Genomic DNA, 15,863 nt, shown 5'->3' with positions numbered 1-15,863 from the left:
TTATCGGTTGGCTGTTAGAGAAAGGACTGAAGTTTTTACGTGAACGGGGAATCATTCCCATAGACAGGAGAAGAGCATGAGTAACCAAAATGCGGAAATAGCACGTCTTAATGAACAATTAAAATCAGCGACAACAGCAATAGAAAAAGGAAGAAAAGTAGTAGCAGAGTGTTTAGAACTAACCGAAGCAATAAAAAATGCGAAATCCAAATAACGCTACAAAAAACTAAACCCGCTTTTTAAGCAAATAACCCTAAGCGATGTACAGCGCATTGCTTAGGGCAACTCAATAAATGAGGTTTTTAACATGTTTTCGACATCAATGTTAATCCATACAGTGCAAGCATTCAATGGGGAACACGATGAATAATCACAACCCCGCCCAATCTTCAATCGCACCCGCTTTAAATGTTATCGGTATCTGCATGTTATTAGTGGGTATTTTAACCGCAGTTTACCTATACCAATCTTTTGCTGTCACACTCTTAGAAAAAGTTATTTACGGCTTATTCGGTTTTTTCTTTTCGCTACTCAGTGGTGTTTTACCCGTTGCGAGTCATCACTTAGGGCGTGCAGGTCACGGCTCACTTGCAATTGTCGCTTGGCTTATTTGGTTTACAGTGTGTTTTGCTATTGGCACTCAAACACATTTAGGCTTTATGGCGAATTCACAAGCGCATTACGAACAGGAAACTGCTAGAAATAGCCTAGCTTCTCAGGTTGCCAAAAGCGATTTAGAACAAGCGAGTAAGCGCATTGAATCCCTTGCGATTGATGAAAGTCTGGTTAATGAGTCTAAGGCTCAAATTGAACAGATTGAACAAGCCATTAACGCTGTTGTGGGTAGTTATAGCGGTTATATGACTTATAGCAATGGGGTATGCACGCCAAAAGCTGATAGTAGAGGGGTGCAATTTAAATCGCGGGCTAGTGAAGCGTGCGCTCAAATACAGCCCTTGCTTGCTGATTTGGACAAGCATAATGCCGTTGTCACTCAGTTTAATCAATATCAAACCGCTTTAACCGCTAAACAGCAAGCCTTAAGTGCTATGCAGTCTGCTAGTGTCATCAGCAACACAAATGAGACTGTACACCCCTTATTCATCACCCAAGCGCGCTTAATGTCTTTCAATCCCTCACTGATGCAATCTTTTTTTCTCGCTTTTTCTGCGGTTGCTTATGAAGTTTTAACTGCATTCGTTCTGCTATTGGGTTCTAAGTTGTCAGTTGCAACCTATCAAAACACCCGCGCGGGTTATCAGGTCAATACACAACCTCAATATCAACAATTGCCACGTCATGAAGACAATGACGAAGTAGAGTTGTCTCTACCCGTTGATGAAAAAAAAAGTAATGCAAATGCAGAAGCGCGCGTAGAAGCGGGCGTAAAAGATTACGCGAGCGTAGAAGCGAGCGTAAAAGATTACGCGGGCGTAGAAGCGGGCGTAAAAGAATACACACGAACCATCGTAGAAGGCGTTGAGTTTGTACCTTCAGAACTGAGTGGCATTGCCAGCAAGGGACGTGTTGGGAAAAAAGATCATTGTGTCGAATGTGACGATGAGTTTTTAGTAAAGGCTCACAATCAAGTACGTTGCCCAACGTGTAGCGAAAAAGCACGGGTGAGTTATCGCGGTACGTTAAAGCGTAAAGATTCTATTTAAATCAACCGCGCCCCATTGGGCGCATTTTTTTGGAGAAGAACATGATTATTGCGGAACGTGTAGCAAATGAAATAGATGACGTAATCTCTTGTCATCTAAATAATGAAGATGAGTTTGACCCACTCGAAGCGTTAAAAATAGTCGTTGTAACAAGTTTAGCCTGCAATTTGTCATTTAATGACATGACGCTGAAAGAAATGAAGGATTATTTATCTTCTCTTGAAAAAAGTGTGTTCGAAAGTCTAAAAATAACGGGAAATTTTAATAGTGTCATGAGAAGAGCGAATGGAGAACAACATGTTAGAACAGATTGACTGGGTAGGTGGAGTAGCGATTAAAACGGAAATGGATAGCCGTTTAGAGGAGTTGGAAACAACGATAGCCAAAGAGTTGAAGGCGTTTTATCGGGTAGGGAACGCATTAGCGGAAATTCGGGATAATCGTTTATATCGGTTGAAGGGATACAAGAGTTTTGAGGCGTATTGTGTTGAAGAGTGGGAGATGCACCGCCAACATGCGCACCGTTTGATTAATGCTAGTGCAGTTGTAAAGAATCTGTATCCAGTTGGTGACAAGTTACCTGAGAACGAGGCACAGATAAGACCGTTAGTCGGTTTGTCTCCTGAGAAACAGCGGGAAGTGTGGCAAGCGGTTTGTGAGTCTGATAAGCCTGTTACAGCTAAGGCGGTGCAGGCAGTAATTGCTGAGGAGCGTATAGACCCCACAGTGAAAGCTCAAGCGGTGGAGCTAGCGATAAATAAGGGAGAATGGCTTGGAGCCGTTAATGGGTTAAATCTTATCTTAAGAACTAGAAGTTTACAACATACTCAACAGGATGCACTAGATAATATTCATTTAAAAATGAATGCAATTAGTGAGCAAGTAGAAGCGTTGAAAGCGTATATAGAGCAGGTATCGATGGAGAAGGTCAAAACTAAGGGCGGATTCCACGTAGACCGAATGTATGACTTCATAGATAAGAATAACCATATATGTAAATGTTGTTGGATTGAAGAGTTTACAGATAACGGGGTAATTATCAGTTATACGCTGGATGGTAATGGTAATAAGTACTACAAAGAGGAAATTGCGTTGAGTCGTTTAAGAGAGCGGGAATTTTAATGCAGTTATACACATTGGATGAGGTTGCACAGTTGTTGAAGGTTTCACGGCGAACCTTGAATCGTTTGGTTCAGAAAGGGGCTTTAGCAGTGGTTTATATCGGCCGCTTGCCTCGTATTGGGGATGAGGAGTTAGCGCGGTTTTTGGCTTGTGCTGTTCCACTGGGAACGGTGACGCTTGAAAGGGTGTTGTCTTTCTTTTTGTCGGTGAAGGCGGACAAGCGCAGTGCTGAGGATGACCAGTTACGGGCTAGGACTTTGTTGGAGGGTTTAGGGCATCAGTTGGATATGGTGACTTTTCGGAGTCGGCAACTTCGCGCTTTTATGAGTACGCGCTTAACGGCGGTTTCTGCTAGTTCGGTTAATCGTGAGCTGTCTTTGTTAAGTGCGGCAATTAATTTGTATAACGCGGAGATGGATATGCAGTTACCTAATCCGACTAAAGGCAAAATGTTGCGTGAGCCTGAGGGGCGGGTACGGTGGTTGAAGCCTGAGGAAGCGGAGCGGTTAATTGTGTCTGCTCGCTTGAGTTTAACGCCTTATTTGGCGGATTTTATCGTGTTGGCTTTATATACAGGCGCACGGCGGGGGGAACTGTTGGGCTTGACTTGGGATAGGGTGGATTTTGAGCGGGCTTTTTTGGTGTTGGAGGCGGTGCATACCAAAGGGCAGAAACGGCGGTGTATTCCTTTGCATCCACGGGCTTTAGCAACTTTAGTTCAGTTACACAAGTTACGGTTAGGTGAATTTGTCTTTTGTGATAAGCACGGGCAGAAAGTAGGAAATTTGCGGAAGTCTTTCTTAAAAGCGTGTGAACGGGCGAATATTCGCAATTTTCGCGTTCATGATTTACGCCATACCTGCGCGGCTTGGTTAGTTATGGAGGGTGTGGCTTTAGTGGTTATTCGTGATTTACTGGGTCATCAGAGTGTGAAAACAACGGAGATTTATGCACACCTAGACCTTGCCTCTGTGAGACTGGGCTTGTCTGCACTGGACTGGACAGGACAGTTTAAGCAGGATGTCCCTTGATTTTAAAGGCTTGTTTAGATGGGGTGAACGATGGGACTCGAACCCACGACAACCGGAATCACAATCCGGGGCTCTACCAGCTGAGCTACGCTCACCATTGATACATATAAGATAACAGATTTATGGCGCGCCCGGCAGGACTCGAACCTGCTACCCTCAGCTTAGAAGGCTGATGCTCTATCCAGATGAGCTACGGGCGCAGATTGAAACTGCTGGTCGGGGTAGAGGGATTCGAACCCCCGACACCCTGCTCCCAAAGCAGGTGCGCTACCAGACTGCGCTATACCCCGCACTTTTAATCTGCGTCAAGAACAGGAATTCTATTTGTTAATTAGGGTTTCGTCAAGACTTTTTTTAGTGATTGAAGGAATCTTTCGTTTTCTTCGGGTAGTCCTACGGTTACACGCAGGTGATTAGGCATTCCATAACTGCCTATAGGGCGCACGATGACACCTTCGCGCAGTAGTGCTTCATAAACAGGTAACGCGGGCTTGCCTAAATCAAAGGTGATAAAGTTGGCACGGGAAGGAATATAGTTTATTCCCATTTTTTCAAACCCTTGTGTTAGTTTGGCGAGACCGACTTTATTTAAGGCAATAGCATTCATGACATAGGCGCGGTCTTGCAGGGCAACTTCTGCGGCGATTAATGCCAAGCTATTGACATTAAAAGGTTGGCGGACGCGATTGAGGAGGTTGATTATGTCAGGGTGTGCGAGCGCGTAACCGATGCGTAGTGCTGCAAGTCCGTAGGCTTTGGAGAATGTGCGTGCTACAACTAAATTGGGGTAACGGTCAAGCCATAAGCTACTGTCTGGGTAGTCTGGTGCATCCATGTAGTCGAAGTAGGCTTCGTCAAGTACGATGATGATGGTTTCAGGAACGCTATCTAAAAAAGCTTGTAGTTCGGTTTTGCTAACCCATGTGCCTGTTGGATTGTTTGGATTAGCAATGAAGATTAGTTTTGTGTTTGGTTCTATTGCTTGGCGCATGGCAATGAGATCGTGTCCCCAGTTTTTTGCGGGGGTAATGATCATTTTTGCACCAATAGCTTGGGTAACAATAGGATAAACAGCAAAGGCATGGGCAGAGAATAAAACAGAATCTTGGGCGGTAACGAACGCGCGGGCGACTAAATCCAGAATGTCATTTGAGCCATTTCCCAGAACAACATTATTAATTGTACGGCTGTGATAAGCGGCAAGGGCTTGTTTGAGGCGAAAGCCATTACCATCAGGATAGCGAGGGAGTTCTTGTAAATGGGCTTGAATCGCGGTTACAACCAGTGGGCTAATACCTGTTGGGTTTTCGTTTGAAGCCAATTTAATCGCGTTTTTAATGCCATATTCGCGCTCTAATTCTTCTATGGGTTTACCGGGTTGATAGGGTTGTAGTGCTTGTGCACCTTTGGTTGCTAGTTTAAAAAAATCGCAGGTCATGATAAGTATTCTATGAATAATGTCGAAAAGTAAGGATTTTGTAGGGTGCAATTAGCGTAATACGCGCGGATACGAGCCTAAGTGTTTGACTACTGCCGTTTGCGCTTGTAGTTCTTGAATTGCTTTACTAACCGTTGTATCTTGAATATGTCCTTCTATATCAACAAATAAAACATAGTCCCATGCTGTTTGACGGGAAGGACGTGATTCGATTTTGCTCATATTAATTGCGTTTTTTACGAAACATTCTAATAAGTGATAAAGCGAACCCATTTTATTGGGTAAGGAAAGGTAGAGTGATGTTTTATCTTGCCCTGTTGCGGGGATATCTTGTTTGCCTAACACAACGAAACGGGTAGTATTGTGGACATGGTCTTCTATGTGGGCAGATAACACATGTAAGTGGTAAATTTCCGCAGCGGTTTCCCCTGCAATTGCGGCTGTGCCTATTTCATTTGACGCGCGTCTAGCAGCCTCTGCATTGCTGTTGACAGTGATGCGTTCAATACTGGGCATGTTGGCATTAAGCCATGCACGGCATTGGGCGAAGGATTGTTGATGGGCATAGATGCGTGTAATGCTGCTACGGTCTTGTGTCATTGCCAATAGACAATGATGAATAGGTAAATCTATTTCGCCACAAACCTTTAATGTTGTTTTTACAAAACAATCTAGGGTTTGATTCACCCCGCCTTCAGTGGAGTTTTCTATAGGAACAACGCCATATTCGGCATTGCCAATTTCTACCTCATGAAATACATCTTCTATCGTTTGAGCTGCGATGGTTTGAATGGAGTGTCCAAAATGTTTAAAAACCGCTGTTTGTGAATAAGTTCCTGCTGGGCCTAAAAACGCAACAACGATAGGTTTTTGTACAGCACGACATGCTGACATAATTTCTTGAAAAATCAGTGTTAGCGTTTCATCTGGTAAAACGCCCTGATTCCGCTGGATAACTTGACGTAGAATTTCTGCTTCTCGTTCAGGGCGATAAAAATTCGGCTGTTTCTCTTCGGCATATTTTGCTTGTGCGACTTCTTTAGCTAAATTGGCTCGCTGAGTGATTAACGTTTGAATTTGAGTATCAACGTCGTCTATTTTGGCGCGAATGGCGGTGAGATCAAGTTTGGACATACTTATTCAAGTAAAGAGAGTGAATTGGCTAGTAAGGAGTGATGTTATGTGAATAGTAGCTGTTACGCAACTTGAATATTCAGCATTCTGCAATCTACAGAACTTTTTTAGCGTATTCAATAAATTCACATTATTCTAAAGCCGAATAGCTTTTGTTAGTAAGTGGTTAATATATAAAATATTACTAGGAAAGCGTTTTGAAACAGAGATAGTACTCTTAAATTAAAATCGGAATAGTCAAGAGATTAAATCATTAAATCAAGAAAAATTAAGTAGGCTATTCTATTATAAAAATTATAGAAAATAAAAGAAAAAGGCTCAATAAATCATGGATATGATAAAGTAATTCTAGTAAACTGACTCCTACATTTATTGTTAAGTAACCCTTGTAAATATGATTTAACAAAAAAGTTACTTTTTCATTTTTATAAAAAAATAAAATTATCATTGTTCTCAGTATGTAATCGTCGTTTTATGAGAAATAATGGTGGGGTAATTCCACATAAGTTGTAATATCTGTTTATTAAAGGAAAATTGAGATGAAAACGGAAAAAGAGATAGAAGAGCGAATAAAAAAATTGGAGGAAGAACAAACTCGCCAAGAATATGAACTGCACAATTTAGAAGTACAATTTATTCAAACCATTCAAATGCCAATTTGTTTGCGAGAACAGTCTAATACGCTTTCTCGTTGACTAGCATCGTATTCTCTCTTTTGAATTTGTAGATTAACCCTCATATTCTATTGATACTTTAAATTAAGCACATGACTAGATTGATTTATATAACTATATTTTTATAGTTGTATAATTGTACTCGTAACAAGTTGGGCTACAATGGCTTGTAATTTGCTTGGGAATATAATTTATAGAATATACAATAAATCTGCAAAGCAGAATAATGCCTTTAAGTGTTATATCATCACAACGCTATGTGATAGATTGTATGTTCTTAGGTATGAATTCTAAAAGGAAAATAGCGATGAAAACGGAAAAAGAAATAGAAGACCGAATAAGAAAACTGGAAGACGAGCAGAGCCGTCAGGAGTTTGACTTGCGCGATTTGGAAGAAATCGCACGGTTAGAAGAAAATCTGAAGCGTGTTAATGAAAGTGCAGTCACGGCTGCGAAAAAACCTGTAACGCAGAATAAAGAAGGCGTGGAAATTGAACGCTTAGAGCATGATTTAGAGGTTATTAATCAAACACCTGTCGCTAGCATTCCGTTAGCGCAAAAAAAAACGATAGAGCCGCAATCGTTTGATGATGATCAATTTACCATTGATTTGCCTAAAACCACAGAAAGTACAGGTGCAAAAGTAGGCTATATCATTTGTTTGATGTTTAATGTGCAAAAACCAACCGAATGGACTGAAGATGGCGGTGGTGGCTGGCGAGAGTCTGGTAAAGGCTTTTGCTACGCCACATTAGAACAAGCGAAAACCCGTTTAGAATTTCTGAGAGCAAAGTGGCCTGACTATCCTATTGAATTACGCAAACGTTTATAATGAGGCTTGTTTAACATGGGATTTTTGGTAGGAAACCTTTATTTGTCTCAGTCAATACTAAAATAGCGCATAAAATAAACGCATAGCTGACCCGCTCACTGTGTTCTTTTATGTAGAATTGTTAAAACGATACTGAATAAAAACAAATCAGTTTCTGCCCTTCATAGTGTATTAAGTCGCTCACTCCCCTAAATTTTAAGTTGATAATATTACGTTAGAAAATTTTTTGTATTTCTCTCAATTTTAATTGTTTGTGACACTGAAACAGTATAAGGACGTGTCATCAATGTTAACTAAATATTATATAAATTAATTAATGACATGTCCTAGTCAGTCTTAAGAAAAATTGTACTATAACAAAAAAATTATCCTAAATGGATTCGTGCGGCTTTGGTAAGATAATCTTTGAATGCTTCACGTAAGTTAGGATGTTGTAAAGCATATTCTACCGTTGCCATTAAATAACCTAATTTACTGCCACAATCATAGCGAATACCTTGAAACTGATAGGCAAGGGCTTGTTCTTCGTTCAATAAAGCCGCAATACCATCGGTTAATTGAATTTCTCCACCAGCTCCTCGTTTAGTGTTTTCTAAGTGATGGAAAATACGTGGATTTAAAATATATCGTCCAACAACGGCTAAATTGGAGGGGGCTTTTTCGGGGGATGGTTTTTCTACAATGCTGGCAATGCGGGAAAGTCCTTCATATAAGGCTTCAGGTGAAATAATGCCGTATTTGTTCGTTTCTGAGCGGGCAACTTCTTCAACAGCAATAACACTACATTGTTGTTTTTCGTAAATATCTACCATTTGGGATAGGCAAGGAGTTTCTTTGCCGTCGATTAAATCGTCTGCCAGAATAACGGCAAAGGGTTCATCACCAACAACTGGTTTTGCACATAAGACCGCGTGTCCTAATCCTAATGCTTCGGGCTGACGAACATAAATACATGATACACCAGAGGGAACAACGTTTTTGGTTAATGCCAACAAATCATATTTGCCTAACCGCTCTAGTTGGTCTTCTAGTTCTGGATTTTTATCAAAATGGTCTTCAATAGCACGTTTACTGCCGCTGGTAACAAAAATGAGTTGTTCAATGCCCGCAGCCACAGCCTCTTCAGCGGCATATTGAATAAGGGGTTTATCAACAATGGGTAACATCTCTTTGGGGCTAGCTTTTGTTGCAGGTAAAAAGCGTGTACCTAAACCCGCAACAGGGAAAACAGCTTTACGAACAATTTTTTTTAGTTTGGACATGATAAATCCTTTTAGAGAAACAACAGGGATACTGACGGGAAAAATGAATAGGGATTCAATGCTTCATTTGCAAAAATATTAAGTATTGAATCACAATTCATTATTAGGGCAGGTATTTATTTAACCATTGTCCAATATCTTGGATTTCTTCCATATTCACACTATGTTCCATATTGTAAATGTGCCACGCAACTGTATAACCCAAACTTTTAAGTTGCATATAACTAGACTCTGCTTGTTTGAGCATAATCACACTGTCAAATTGTCCGTGTCCATAAAAGATAGGTGTGGTGTTGTTTTTCTCGTGTCGTTCGCTTTCTAAGGTATGCGCTAAGGGAATGTAGGTGGATAACGCCATGATACCTGCCAATTTTTCGGGATAACGTAATCCTGTCTGCAATGCGATAGCACCCCCTTGAGAAAACCCTGCTAATACAATACGTTCTGCGGCAATACCGCGTTGTATTTCTTCTGCGATATAGGTTTGTAATAGGCGTTCTGAATCGCGCACACCTTCTTCATCTTGGTTAGCGGTTAAATCCATCGCAATAATGTCGTACCAAGCTGGCATGACCATGCCCATATTGATAGTGATTTCACGATTGGGTGCTTGTGGAAAGATAAAACGGGTGTGTTTTAAAACGGCTTTGGGTAAATGGGGGATGATGGGTTCAAAATCTCGCGCGCTTGCACCCAAGCCATGTAGCCAAATCACGCTGGCAGTCGCTTTTTCATCAGGTTCAATAATAATATCTCTGGGATTCATGGTCGTTTGGGCAAAGGTAGTAGCGGAATAGCAAATTATACAGAGTAAGTAGAAAAAACAATAAGGGCGATTACGCGCTAACATATAAGATATTATTCACTATTGATTTTGATGTGGGGATAATTGGCAAAAGGTTTGTATTTCTTGCCAGATAATATCCAATTTGTTCATTAAGCTATGGTCACTTTCTAATTCGATGAGTTGTATCCAAGGACGTTGTTGGACAAAGTGTCGAGAGGTTTGCACGGGAATGGTCTCGTCGTGTTGTCCATGTAAAATTAAGCTTGGGAGTTGTCGTTGTAACAACGCATCAGGATAGTTGAGGCAATCGCTAATAAACGTATAGCTTAATGGAATTTCTTTTTCCCACGCATAGTGAAAAATAGGCATTTCTCCCATTGTTTTCCATTGATGTAAATTTTCTGCTCCGATAATGCGTTGACATTGCGTTGGAAAATCCAGCGCGGGGGCTAATAAGACAAGACGTTCAATTTGTGGATATTGTTTCGCCAACCACAGCGCAGTTAATCCACCTAAACTTGAACCAATCAGTGTACAGGGGGTTTTTGGTAACAGTTGCCCTACTTGTTGCAGTTGACGACTGAGTGTTAGGTGATAAAAGTTGGGTTGGTTGAGGTCTGGGGTATTTAGGAAATACCCTAATTCAGCGAAACGTTGTTTAAAAAATAAAGCCTTGCTTGACTGTGGGCTAGATGCCCAACCGTGTAAGTAGAAAAAAGACATCATTATAATAGAATTATTTATTTGTAAGTGATTGGTACTCTTCCAATTTTTTACGGATAAAGGAACGAACCAATGTATCGATACATTGGCTTGCTAATTGGAAATGTGCGGGAAGGGCAAGAGGAATGGCAAGGTTACAACGAATAAAAACAGGGGTCATATTTTTGTGAGGAGAGGTTTCGCCATCGTCAATGCCTTGATGCTCAAAACCTCGATATTGCTCCCAACTAATCACACGCTCTGTTCCTGCGCGGTCATAACACAGTTGAAAAGAGGTTATTTCTCCTGTTTGGGTATCTTGCCAAACAAATAAATCGAAATAGCTATCCTCAAACCAACGCTTGCGTTTATCTGGCGTATCTTGCTGAATGATAAGCAGTTCTCTTAACATAGTTTTGGGCGATTTTCTGCCATATTACAAGACGATTTTAGCAATAAATTTTAAAACATTACCAACATATCGAGCCGCTTGTTGTCCTCGCGACGCGGCTGTAATTGCTTCATTGAGGTTGCGCACAGCAGATTCAATTTGCATCGGTGTTAAATTATTACTAACAGCACCCATGCTATTTGCTGTGCGTTGAATTGAAGTAATTAATGCGTTAGTACTCGCCGTGTTTGCACGGGTCATTGCATCTAATTGTGATTGTAGGTTAATTAGCTGTTTAGATTGTACTGTAATGATTTTGACTAATTGCCCTGTGATTAGCCAATTAGGATCATGTACAGGCGCGGGCCCTTTCATTGCGTCTTCAAATTGTTTTATCTGTTCATCGGTTAGCATCGTTTTAGTTCCTTAGAGTTTTTCAATAAGACTTGCTAATTTACCCGTTAAAAATTCAACGGCTGCCGCTTTAACGGTTGGATGCTGTAAATATTTTGAGCTAACAGTGTCGAGTACACTCATGAGTTGATCATTATTCAGCTCGCCAACGAGGGAGCTTGTTGTGATCGTTGCATCAATTTTACTGTCCCCCAATGTTAAAAATGCCTGTCCGTGAATACCTGCCGTTGTCAACTCTCCCATCAGCTCTTGTTTTAAGCCGTTCACAATAACTTCCGCGCCTTTAATTGCTTGACGTTTCAGTTGTAAAGAAGGGTCATAAGGACTGAGTTGTAATTCAACTTGCGTGTAATAGTTAGCATCATCATTACCCGCATTTTGGCGTAATGTACTCAAGGCTTTTAAAATATCGTGTACCCGTTGAGGGGTAAAATTTGCGTCGATGACTGTTTGATAAATCCAACCCTCGCGGTATTTAAGCCGTTCTAAATCCGTTGTTGCATTCACATCATAGGCTGAACGGACAAAACGATAACGCTCTATGTATTTATCACGATTTCCCACTGCCGTATTAGAAGCCCGTTCAAATAAAACCTGCCACGTTTCTTCTTCTGTTGGGGGTGACAAAAAAGGCGAACCAACCACCGCTATCATTTCCTGCTCAGTTTTCGCAAGACTCTGATACATAAGTGCATCGCCTGCTGCGGCTAATAAGGGCTGATACAAGGTTAGCAACGTGCTAATATTTTTATTTAATGCTTGAATATTCTGTTGATTTTGCTGCGCAATGGGTTTAATTGCTTCGCTAGGTGCAGTACATCCCTGCAGTAAGCCAAACCAACATAAACTCATTAAAAAAATCACGCTAAAACGGGAAAAGTATGTCATCTTGCTTGTCCTCATCTCCATAAAATACATCTTTTAAAATGGCTGTAGATTGTATTACATCTGCACTATATGAGCAGTGATTATCCCCCCTCTTCACGGGAATAAATTCGCCTTGCTATGTAAACACAAAAATCGGATACGCTACAGATAGATAGTTGATTTTGAATAAAGGCTTTTGTGACATGCGGGATAAAATTTACTTGTTCCAAATTGATACACTCTGTCACCACCCATTAAAAATCATTATTTTATTAATTTATTCAAATAATAAACATTAAAAAATAATTTTTTTTACCCGTAACAAACTGTCACACGATAACCCCTTTATTTTAACCCAGTATTTCTTAGCCCTTCTGATTTTCCCAAAAAAAGGTTTTATAATTAACATATTAATTATTAATAATATGAGCTGGCATTAAACTTGATATACCATAGCGTTGCTAATAACGGTTAGCACGATTTCACATAATTAATTAACTAATAAAAATACTTGTTTAAAGCCAAGTGAGGTAATAGCGATGTTATACGCACAACCTAACCAACCATCTGCCAAAGTGAACCTAAAATCCCGTTACGCCAACTACATTGGTGGCGAATGGATAGCCCCTGTAAAAGGCGAATATTTTGAAAATGTCTCCCCTATTACAGGCAAAGTATTCTGCGAAATCCCTCGCTCACAAGCAGAAGACGTTGAGTTAGCCCTTGATGCAGCACATGCAGCAAAAACGGCATGGGGTAAAACACCTGCGGCACAAAGAGCGTTGGTTCTCAACCGTATTGCTGACCGTATGGAAGCCAATTTAGAAACCTTAGCGGTTGCTGAATCATGGGACAACGGCAAACCAGTTCGCGAAACATTAGCCGCAGATATTCCCTTAGCTATTGACCACTTCCGTTACTTTGCCTCATGCATTCGTGCGCAAGAAGGCGCGTTAAGCGAAATCAATCACGATTTAGTTGCTTACCATTTTCACGAACCACTCGGTGTTGTTGGGCAAATCATTCCTTGGAATTTCCCCATTCTCATGGCGGCATGGAAAATTGCCCCTGCATTAGCAGCGGGTAACTGCATTGTTTTAAAACCCGCCGAACAAACCCCCTTCTCCATCCTGATTCTGATGGAAGTCATTGGCGATTTATTACCCAAAGGCATATTAAACATCGTCAACGGCTTTGGTGTAGAAGCAGGCAAACCCTTAGCCTCCAACAAGCGCATTGCAAAAATTGCCTTTACAGGTGAAACCACCACAGGGCGTTTGATTATGCAATATGCGTCACAGAACATCATTCCTGTGACCTTAGAATTAGGTGGCAAATCACCTAACATCTTCTTTGACGATGTGATGGATAAAGACGACGCATTCTTAGACAAAGCCTTAGAAGGCTTCGTTATGTTCGCGCTCAATCAAGGCGAAGTATGTACATGCCCCTCTCGTGCCTTAGTGCATGAGTCCATTTACGACCGCTTTATTGAAAAAGCCATTGCCCGCGTGCAAAAAATTCGCCAAGGCGACCCATTAGACACCGATACAATGATGGGTGCGCAAGCCTCCTCAGAGCAAATGGAAAAAATCCTAAGCTATATTGACATCGGCAAACAAGAAGGTGCGCAATTATTAACAGGCGGCGGTCGTAAAGCCCTTAGCTCAGGATTTGAAGCAGGCTATTATGTAGAGCCTACCGTCTTCAAGGGCAATAATAACATGCGGATTTTCCAAGAAGAAATTTTTGGACCCGTCTTATCCGTTGCAACCTTTAAAGACGAAGAAGAAGTTCTACACCTTGCTAACGACACCCTATACGGCTTAGGTGCTGGTGTATGGACACGTGATGGCAACCGTGCTTACCGCATGGGACGCGAAATTCAAGCAGGACGGGTGTGGACAAATTGCTACCACATCTACCCCGCTCATGCTGCTTTTGGTGGTTACAAACAATCAGGTATTGGTCGTGAAAATCACAAAATGATGTTAGACCATTATCAACAAACCAAAAACTTATTAGTTAGCTACAATCCTAATGCGTTAGGTTTCTTCTAAAAATAGTTAGACGAGTCAATCGTCTATACTAAACTGTAAATCGGTAAGCCCTTAATCACTAAAGGGGAGTAAAGTGAAATTAATGATTTCTTCACTGTACTCTCCTTTTTTATTGAGTAAACCGTCGCTATAACTAAACAACGCACCCAGTAACAACGCTTAAAATAACGTCAATCCATATTTACTCACAACTGCATCACATCGACTATCTCGGAGTGCATTACAATGTCAACCACCGCTATTCCGCCCAGAGTCACTGCTACCCCCGCAACGCTAGCGCTTATTCAACAACTAAAACAAAAACATGGCGAATTAATGTTTCACCAATCTGGCGGTTGCTGTGATGGTAGCGCACCTATGTGTTATTCACGAGGCGAACTGATTATTGGTGACCAAGATGTTTTATTAGGCATTATTGGCGACAGCCCTTTTTATATCAGCGCGTCACAATACGAATATTGGAAACACACCCAATTAATTATTGATGTTGTACAAGGACGTGGGGGTATGTTTTCACTAGAAGGTGTAGAAGGTGTACGGTTTTTAACCCGTTCACGCCTATTCACGGATGAAGAATGGCAAAGTTTAGTCGACAACCACATCGTAAAAGACTAATCAAATAAATAATGAATCACCTTGTTTTAAATAGAATGACTAATTTTTTAAGAACTGTCTGAATCAGAATTACTTGCATTTTAGGTATTACAAAAATCGGAAAAATAATGCGGATTAATTCTGATTCAGACACACAAAACCACACGACAACAGATTGTTTTTACAAGAAAGCTATTTAATTAAACAATGTTTCAATTTTACTGGCAACCCGATTTTTAGAGGATGCGGCTTTCATAAAAATAACGACGGATTCTAATTCCCCAATCGCAGCACGCGGTTCTATGCCACGTTCTAATAAAATTTTCTTGACCATATCCCCGCAAAATTGAATTAAAAAACTATCATCTCGCGCAATACCAACGGCTAAACCAATTAAATGTGGGATATTCTCATCACCGCGTTTCATGCCGATTTTCATTGCATACTCTTGCCACGCTTGTATCCAACGGTTGCGTTCAGTGTCGCTGATGCGTTCGATATCTGTTCGCAGAAACAGTATTAACGAATTCATGTTTCTATTTAAAGTGTCCTCATCCACATGACCTAGTTTCTGAATGACCTTTGCATGATGTTCAATGCAATGTTCGCATTGATAGTATTTGGCTAAACCCAGCGCAACACATTCTTTCTCTTCTAAGGTTAAATACGTCGTCCAACGCTCTTCCCCATCTGTCCCTTCAAATACAATCATGTGCATTAAACTCATTAAATCAGATACATGACGTGGAAAAACATTATCTCTAAAGACTTTGCTACTCATTTTAAAAACACTCCGCAATTAGGGTTAGTAATTTGTGTAATAGTAGCATTTTAGACTATTCTAATTAACTTATGTTTATTTTTACTCGTTAATAGAACTGGTTAACGCGA

The 15,863-nt window shown here is 40.8% G+C and carries 18 protein-coding genes and 3 tRNA genes; 9 read left to right on the top strand and 12 right to left on the bottom strand.

The genetic code is table 11. The features are described 5' to 3' along the window. The first annotated feature begins 76 nt into the window (after window positions 1–76). The 5 genes from AL038_RS11620 to AL038_RS11600 all read left to right on the top strand — a co-directional run bounded on the left by AL038_RS11620 (window position 77) and on the right by AL038_RS11600 (window position 3,817). Window positions 77–214, top strand: a complete 138-nt coding sequence (locus tag AL038_RS11620; protein WP_161575461.1) for a hypothetical protein — start codon at window positions 77–79, stop codon at window positions 212–214. 148 nt (window positions 215–362) lie between these two features. Beyond that, window positions 363–1,664, top strand: coding sequence for a hypothetical protein (locus tag AL038_RS11615; protein WP_062152998.1), 1,302 nt, complete (start codon window positions 363–365; stop codon window positions 1,662–1,664). Window positions 1,665–1,705: 41 nt separating this feature from the next. Next, window positions 1,706–1,978 (top strand): hypothetical protein, encoded by a 273-nt coding sequence (locus tag AL038_RS11610; protein ID WP_062152996.1) that lies wholly within the window; start codon window positions 1,706–1,708, stop codon window positions 1,976–1,978. Next, window positions 1,962–2,786, top strand: a complete 825-nt coding sequence (locus AL038_RS18565; protein ID WP_062152994.1) for a hypothetical protein — start codon at window positions 1,962–1,964, stop codon at window positions 2,784–2,786. Before AL038_RS11610 ends, AL038_RS18565 begins: the two co-directional genes overlap by 17 nt. Then, entirely contained in the window at window positions 2,786–3,817 is a 1,032-nt protein-coding gene (locus AL038_RS11600) for a tyrosine-type recombinase/integrase (RefSeq protein WP_066246134.1), read from the top strand. The genes AL038_RS18565 and AL038_RS11600 overlap by 1 nt, the downstream gene beginning before the upstream one ends. A 19-nt stretch (window positions 3,818–3,836) precedes the next feature. On the opposite strand, the gene AL038_RS11595 is transcribed toward AL038_RS11600, so the two are convergent. The 5 genes from AL038_RS11595 to pheA all read right to left on the bottom strand — a co-directional run bounded on the left by AL038_RS11595 (window position 3,837) and on the right by pheA (window position 6,389). Then, window positions 3,837–3,912 (bottom strand) — tRNA-His (locus tag AL038_RS11595). A gap of 28 nt (window positions 3,913–3,940) precedes the next feature. After that, window positions 3,941–4,017, bottom strand: a tRNA-Arg gene (locus tag AL038_RS11590). Between the two features lie 13 nt (window positions 4,018–4,030). Continuing rightward, window positions 4,031–4,107: transfer RNA gene (locus tag AL038_RS11585), tRNA-Pro, on the bottom strand. Window positions 4,108–4,148: 41 nt separating this feature from the next. Further along, on the bottom strand, window positions 4,149–5,255 hold the full coding sequence (gene hisC / locus AL038_RS11580) for a histidinol-phosphate transaminase (RefSeq protein WP_062152992.1): 1,107 nt from the start codon (window positions 5,253–5,255) through the stop codon (window positions 4,149–4,151). A gap of 51 nt (window positions 5,256–5,306) precedes the next feature. Continuing rightward, window positions 5,307–6,389 carry a prephenate dehydratase gene (pheA, locus tag AL038_RS11575; RefSeq protein WP_062152990.1) on the bottom strand — a complete coding sequence of 361 codons (1,083 nt, stop codon included), beginning with the start codon at window positions 6,387–6,389 and terminating at the stop codon, window positions 5,307–5,309. 539 nt (window positions 6,390–6,928) lie between these two features. Between pheA and AL038_RS11570 the strand changes: the two genes are divergently transcribed. Beyond that, window positions 6,929–7,084, top strand: a complete 156-nt coding sequence (locus tag AL038_RS11570) for a hypothetical protein (RefSeq protein WP_161575460.1) — start codon at window positions 6,929–6,931, stop codon at window positions 7,082–7,084. Between the two features lie 286 nt (window positions 7,085–7,370). Further along, the gene (locus AL038_RS11565) at window positions 7,371–7,895 is read left to right on the top strand and encodes a hypothetical protein (protein ID WP_062152988.1); all 525 of its coding nucleotides are present in this window, start codon (window positions 7,371–7,373) and stop codon (window positions 7,893–7,895) included. Window positions 7,896–8,260: 365 nt separating this feature from the next. Here the strand turns inward: AL038_RS11565 and galU are convergent, their stop codons facing one another. From galU to AL038_RS11535, 6 genes are all read right to left on the bottom strand, one after another. After that, window positions 8,261–9,157 (bottom strand): UTP--glucose-1-phosphate uridylyltransferase GalU, encoded by an 897-nt coding sequence (gene galU / locus AL038_RS11560; RefSeq protein WP_062152986.1) that lies wholly within the window; start codon window positions 9,155–9,157, stop codon window positions 8,261–8,263. A 103-nt stretch (window positions 9,158–9,260) separates the two neighbouring features. Beyond that, window positions 9,261–9,923, bottom strand: coding sequence for an alpha/beta hydrolase (locus AL038_RS11555; RefSeq protein WP_062155490.1), 663 nt, complete (start codon window positions 9,921–9,923; stop codon window positions 9,261–9,263). 99 nt (window positions 9,924–10,022) lie between these two features. Beyond that, window positions 10,023–10,670: a YqiA/YcfP family alpha/beta fold hydrolase gene (locus AL038_RS11550; RefSeq protein ID WP_062152984.1), complete on the bottom strand. Its 648-nt coding sequence runs from the start codon at window positions 10,668–10,670 to the stop codon at window positions 10,023–10,025. 10 nt (window positions 10,671–10,680) lie between these two features. Next, window positions 10,681–11,058 (bottom strand): hypothetical protein, encoded by a 378-nt coding sequence (locus tag AL038_RS11545; RefSeq protein WP_062152982.1) that lies wholly within the window; start codon window positions 11,056–11,058, stop codon window positions 10,681–10,683. A 24-nt stretch (window positions 11,059–11,082) separates the two neighbouring features. Further along, entirely contained in the window at window positions 11,083–11,451 is a 369-nt protein-coding gene (locus AL038_RS11540; RefSeq protein ID WP_062152980.1) for a hypothetical protein, read from the bottom strand. Between the two features lie 12 nt (window positions 11,452–11,463). After that, window positions 11,464–12,339, bottom strand: coding sequence for a hypothetical protein (locus AL038_RS11535; RefSeq protein WP_062152978.1), 876 nt, complete (start codon window positions 12,337–12,339; stop codon window positions 11,464–11,466). A 518-nt stretch (window positions 12,340–12,857) separates the two neighbouring features. Here AL038_RS11535 and exaC point away from each other — a divergent pair. Both exaC and AL038_RS11525 read left to right on the top strand, forming a co-directional pair. After that, a complete protein-coding gene (gene exaC / locus AL038_RS11530) occupies window positions 12,858–14,378 on the top strand; it encodes an acetaldehyde dehydrogenase ExaC (RefSeq protein ID WP_062152976.1) in 1,521 nt (506 codons plus the stop codon). Window positions 14,379–14,603: 225 nt separating this feature from the next. Then, the gene (locus AL038_RS11525) at window positions 14,604–14,993 is read left to right on the top strand and encodes a DUF779 domain-containing protein (RefSeq protein WP_062152974.1); all 390 of its coding nucleotides are present in this window, start codon (window positions 14,604–14,606) and stop codon (window positions 14,991–14,993) included. A gap of 175 nt (window positions 14,994–15,168) precedes the next feature. Here AL038_RS11525 and AL038_RS11520 read toward each other — a convergent pair whose 3' ends face one another. Continuing rightward, window positions 15,169–15,753: a hypothetical protein gene (locus tag AL038_RS11520; RefSeq protein ID WP_062152972.1), complete on the bottom strand. Its 585-nt coding sequence runs from the start codon at window positions 15,751–15,753 to the stop codon at window positions 15,169–15,171. Window positions 15,754–15,863: the final 110 nt, after the last annotated feature.

It is taken from the genome of Beggiatoa leptomitoformis, from assembly GCF_001305575.3.
Taxonomy (GTDB): domain Bacteria; phylum Pseudomonadota; class Gammaproteobacteria; order Beggiatoales; family Beggiatoaceae; genus Beggiatoa; species Beggiatoa leptomitoformis.
The sequence above is the reverse complement of the archived record's forward strand: the minus strand, read 5'-3'. Positions and strand labels throughout refer to the sequence as shown.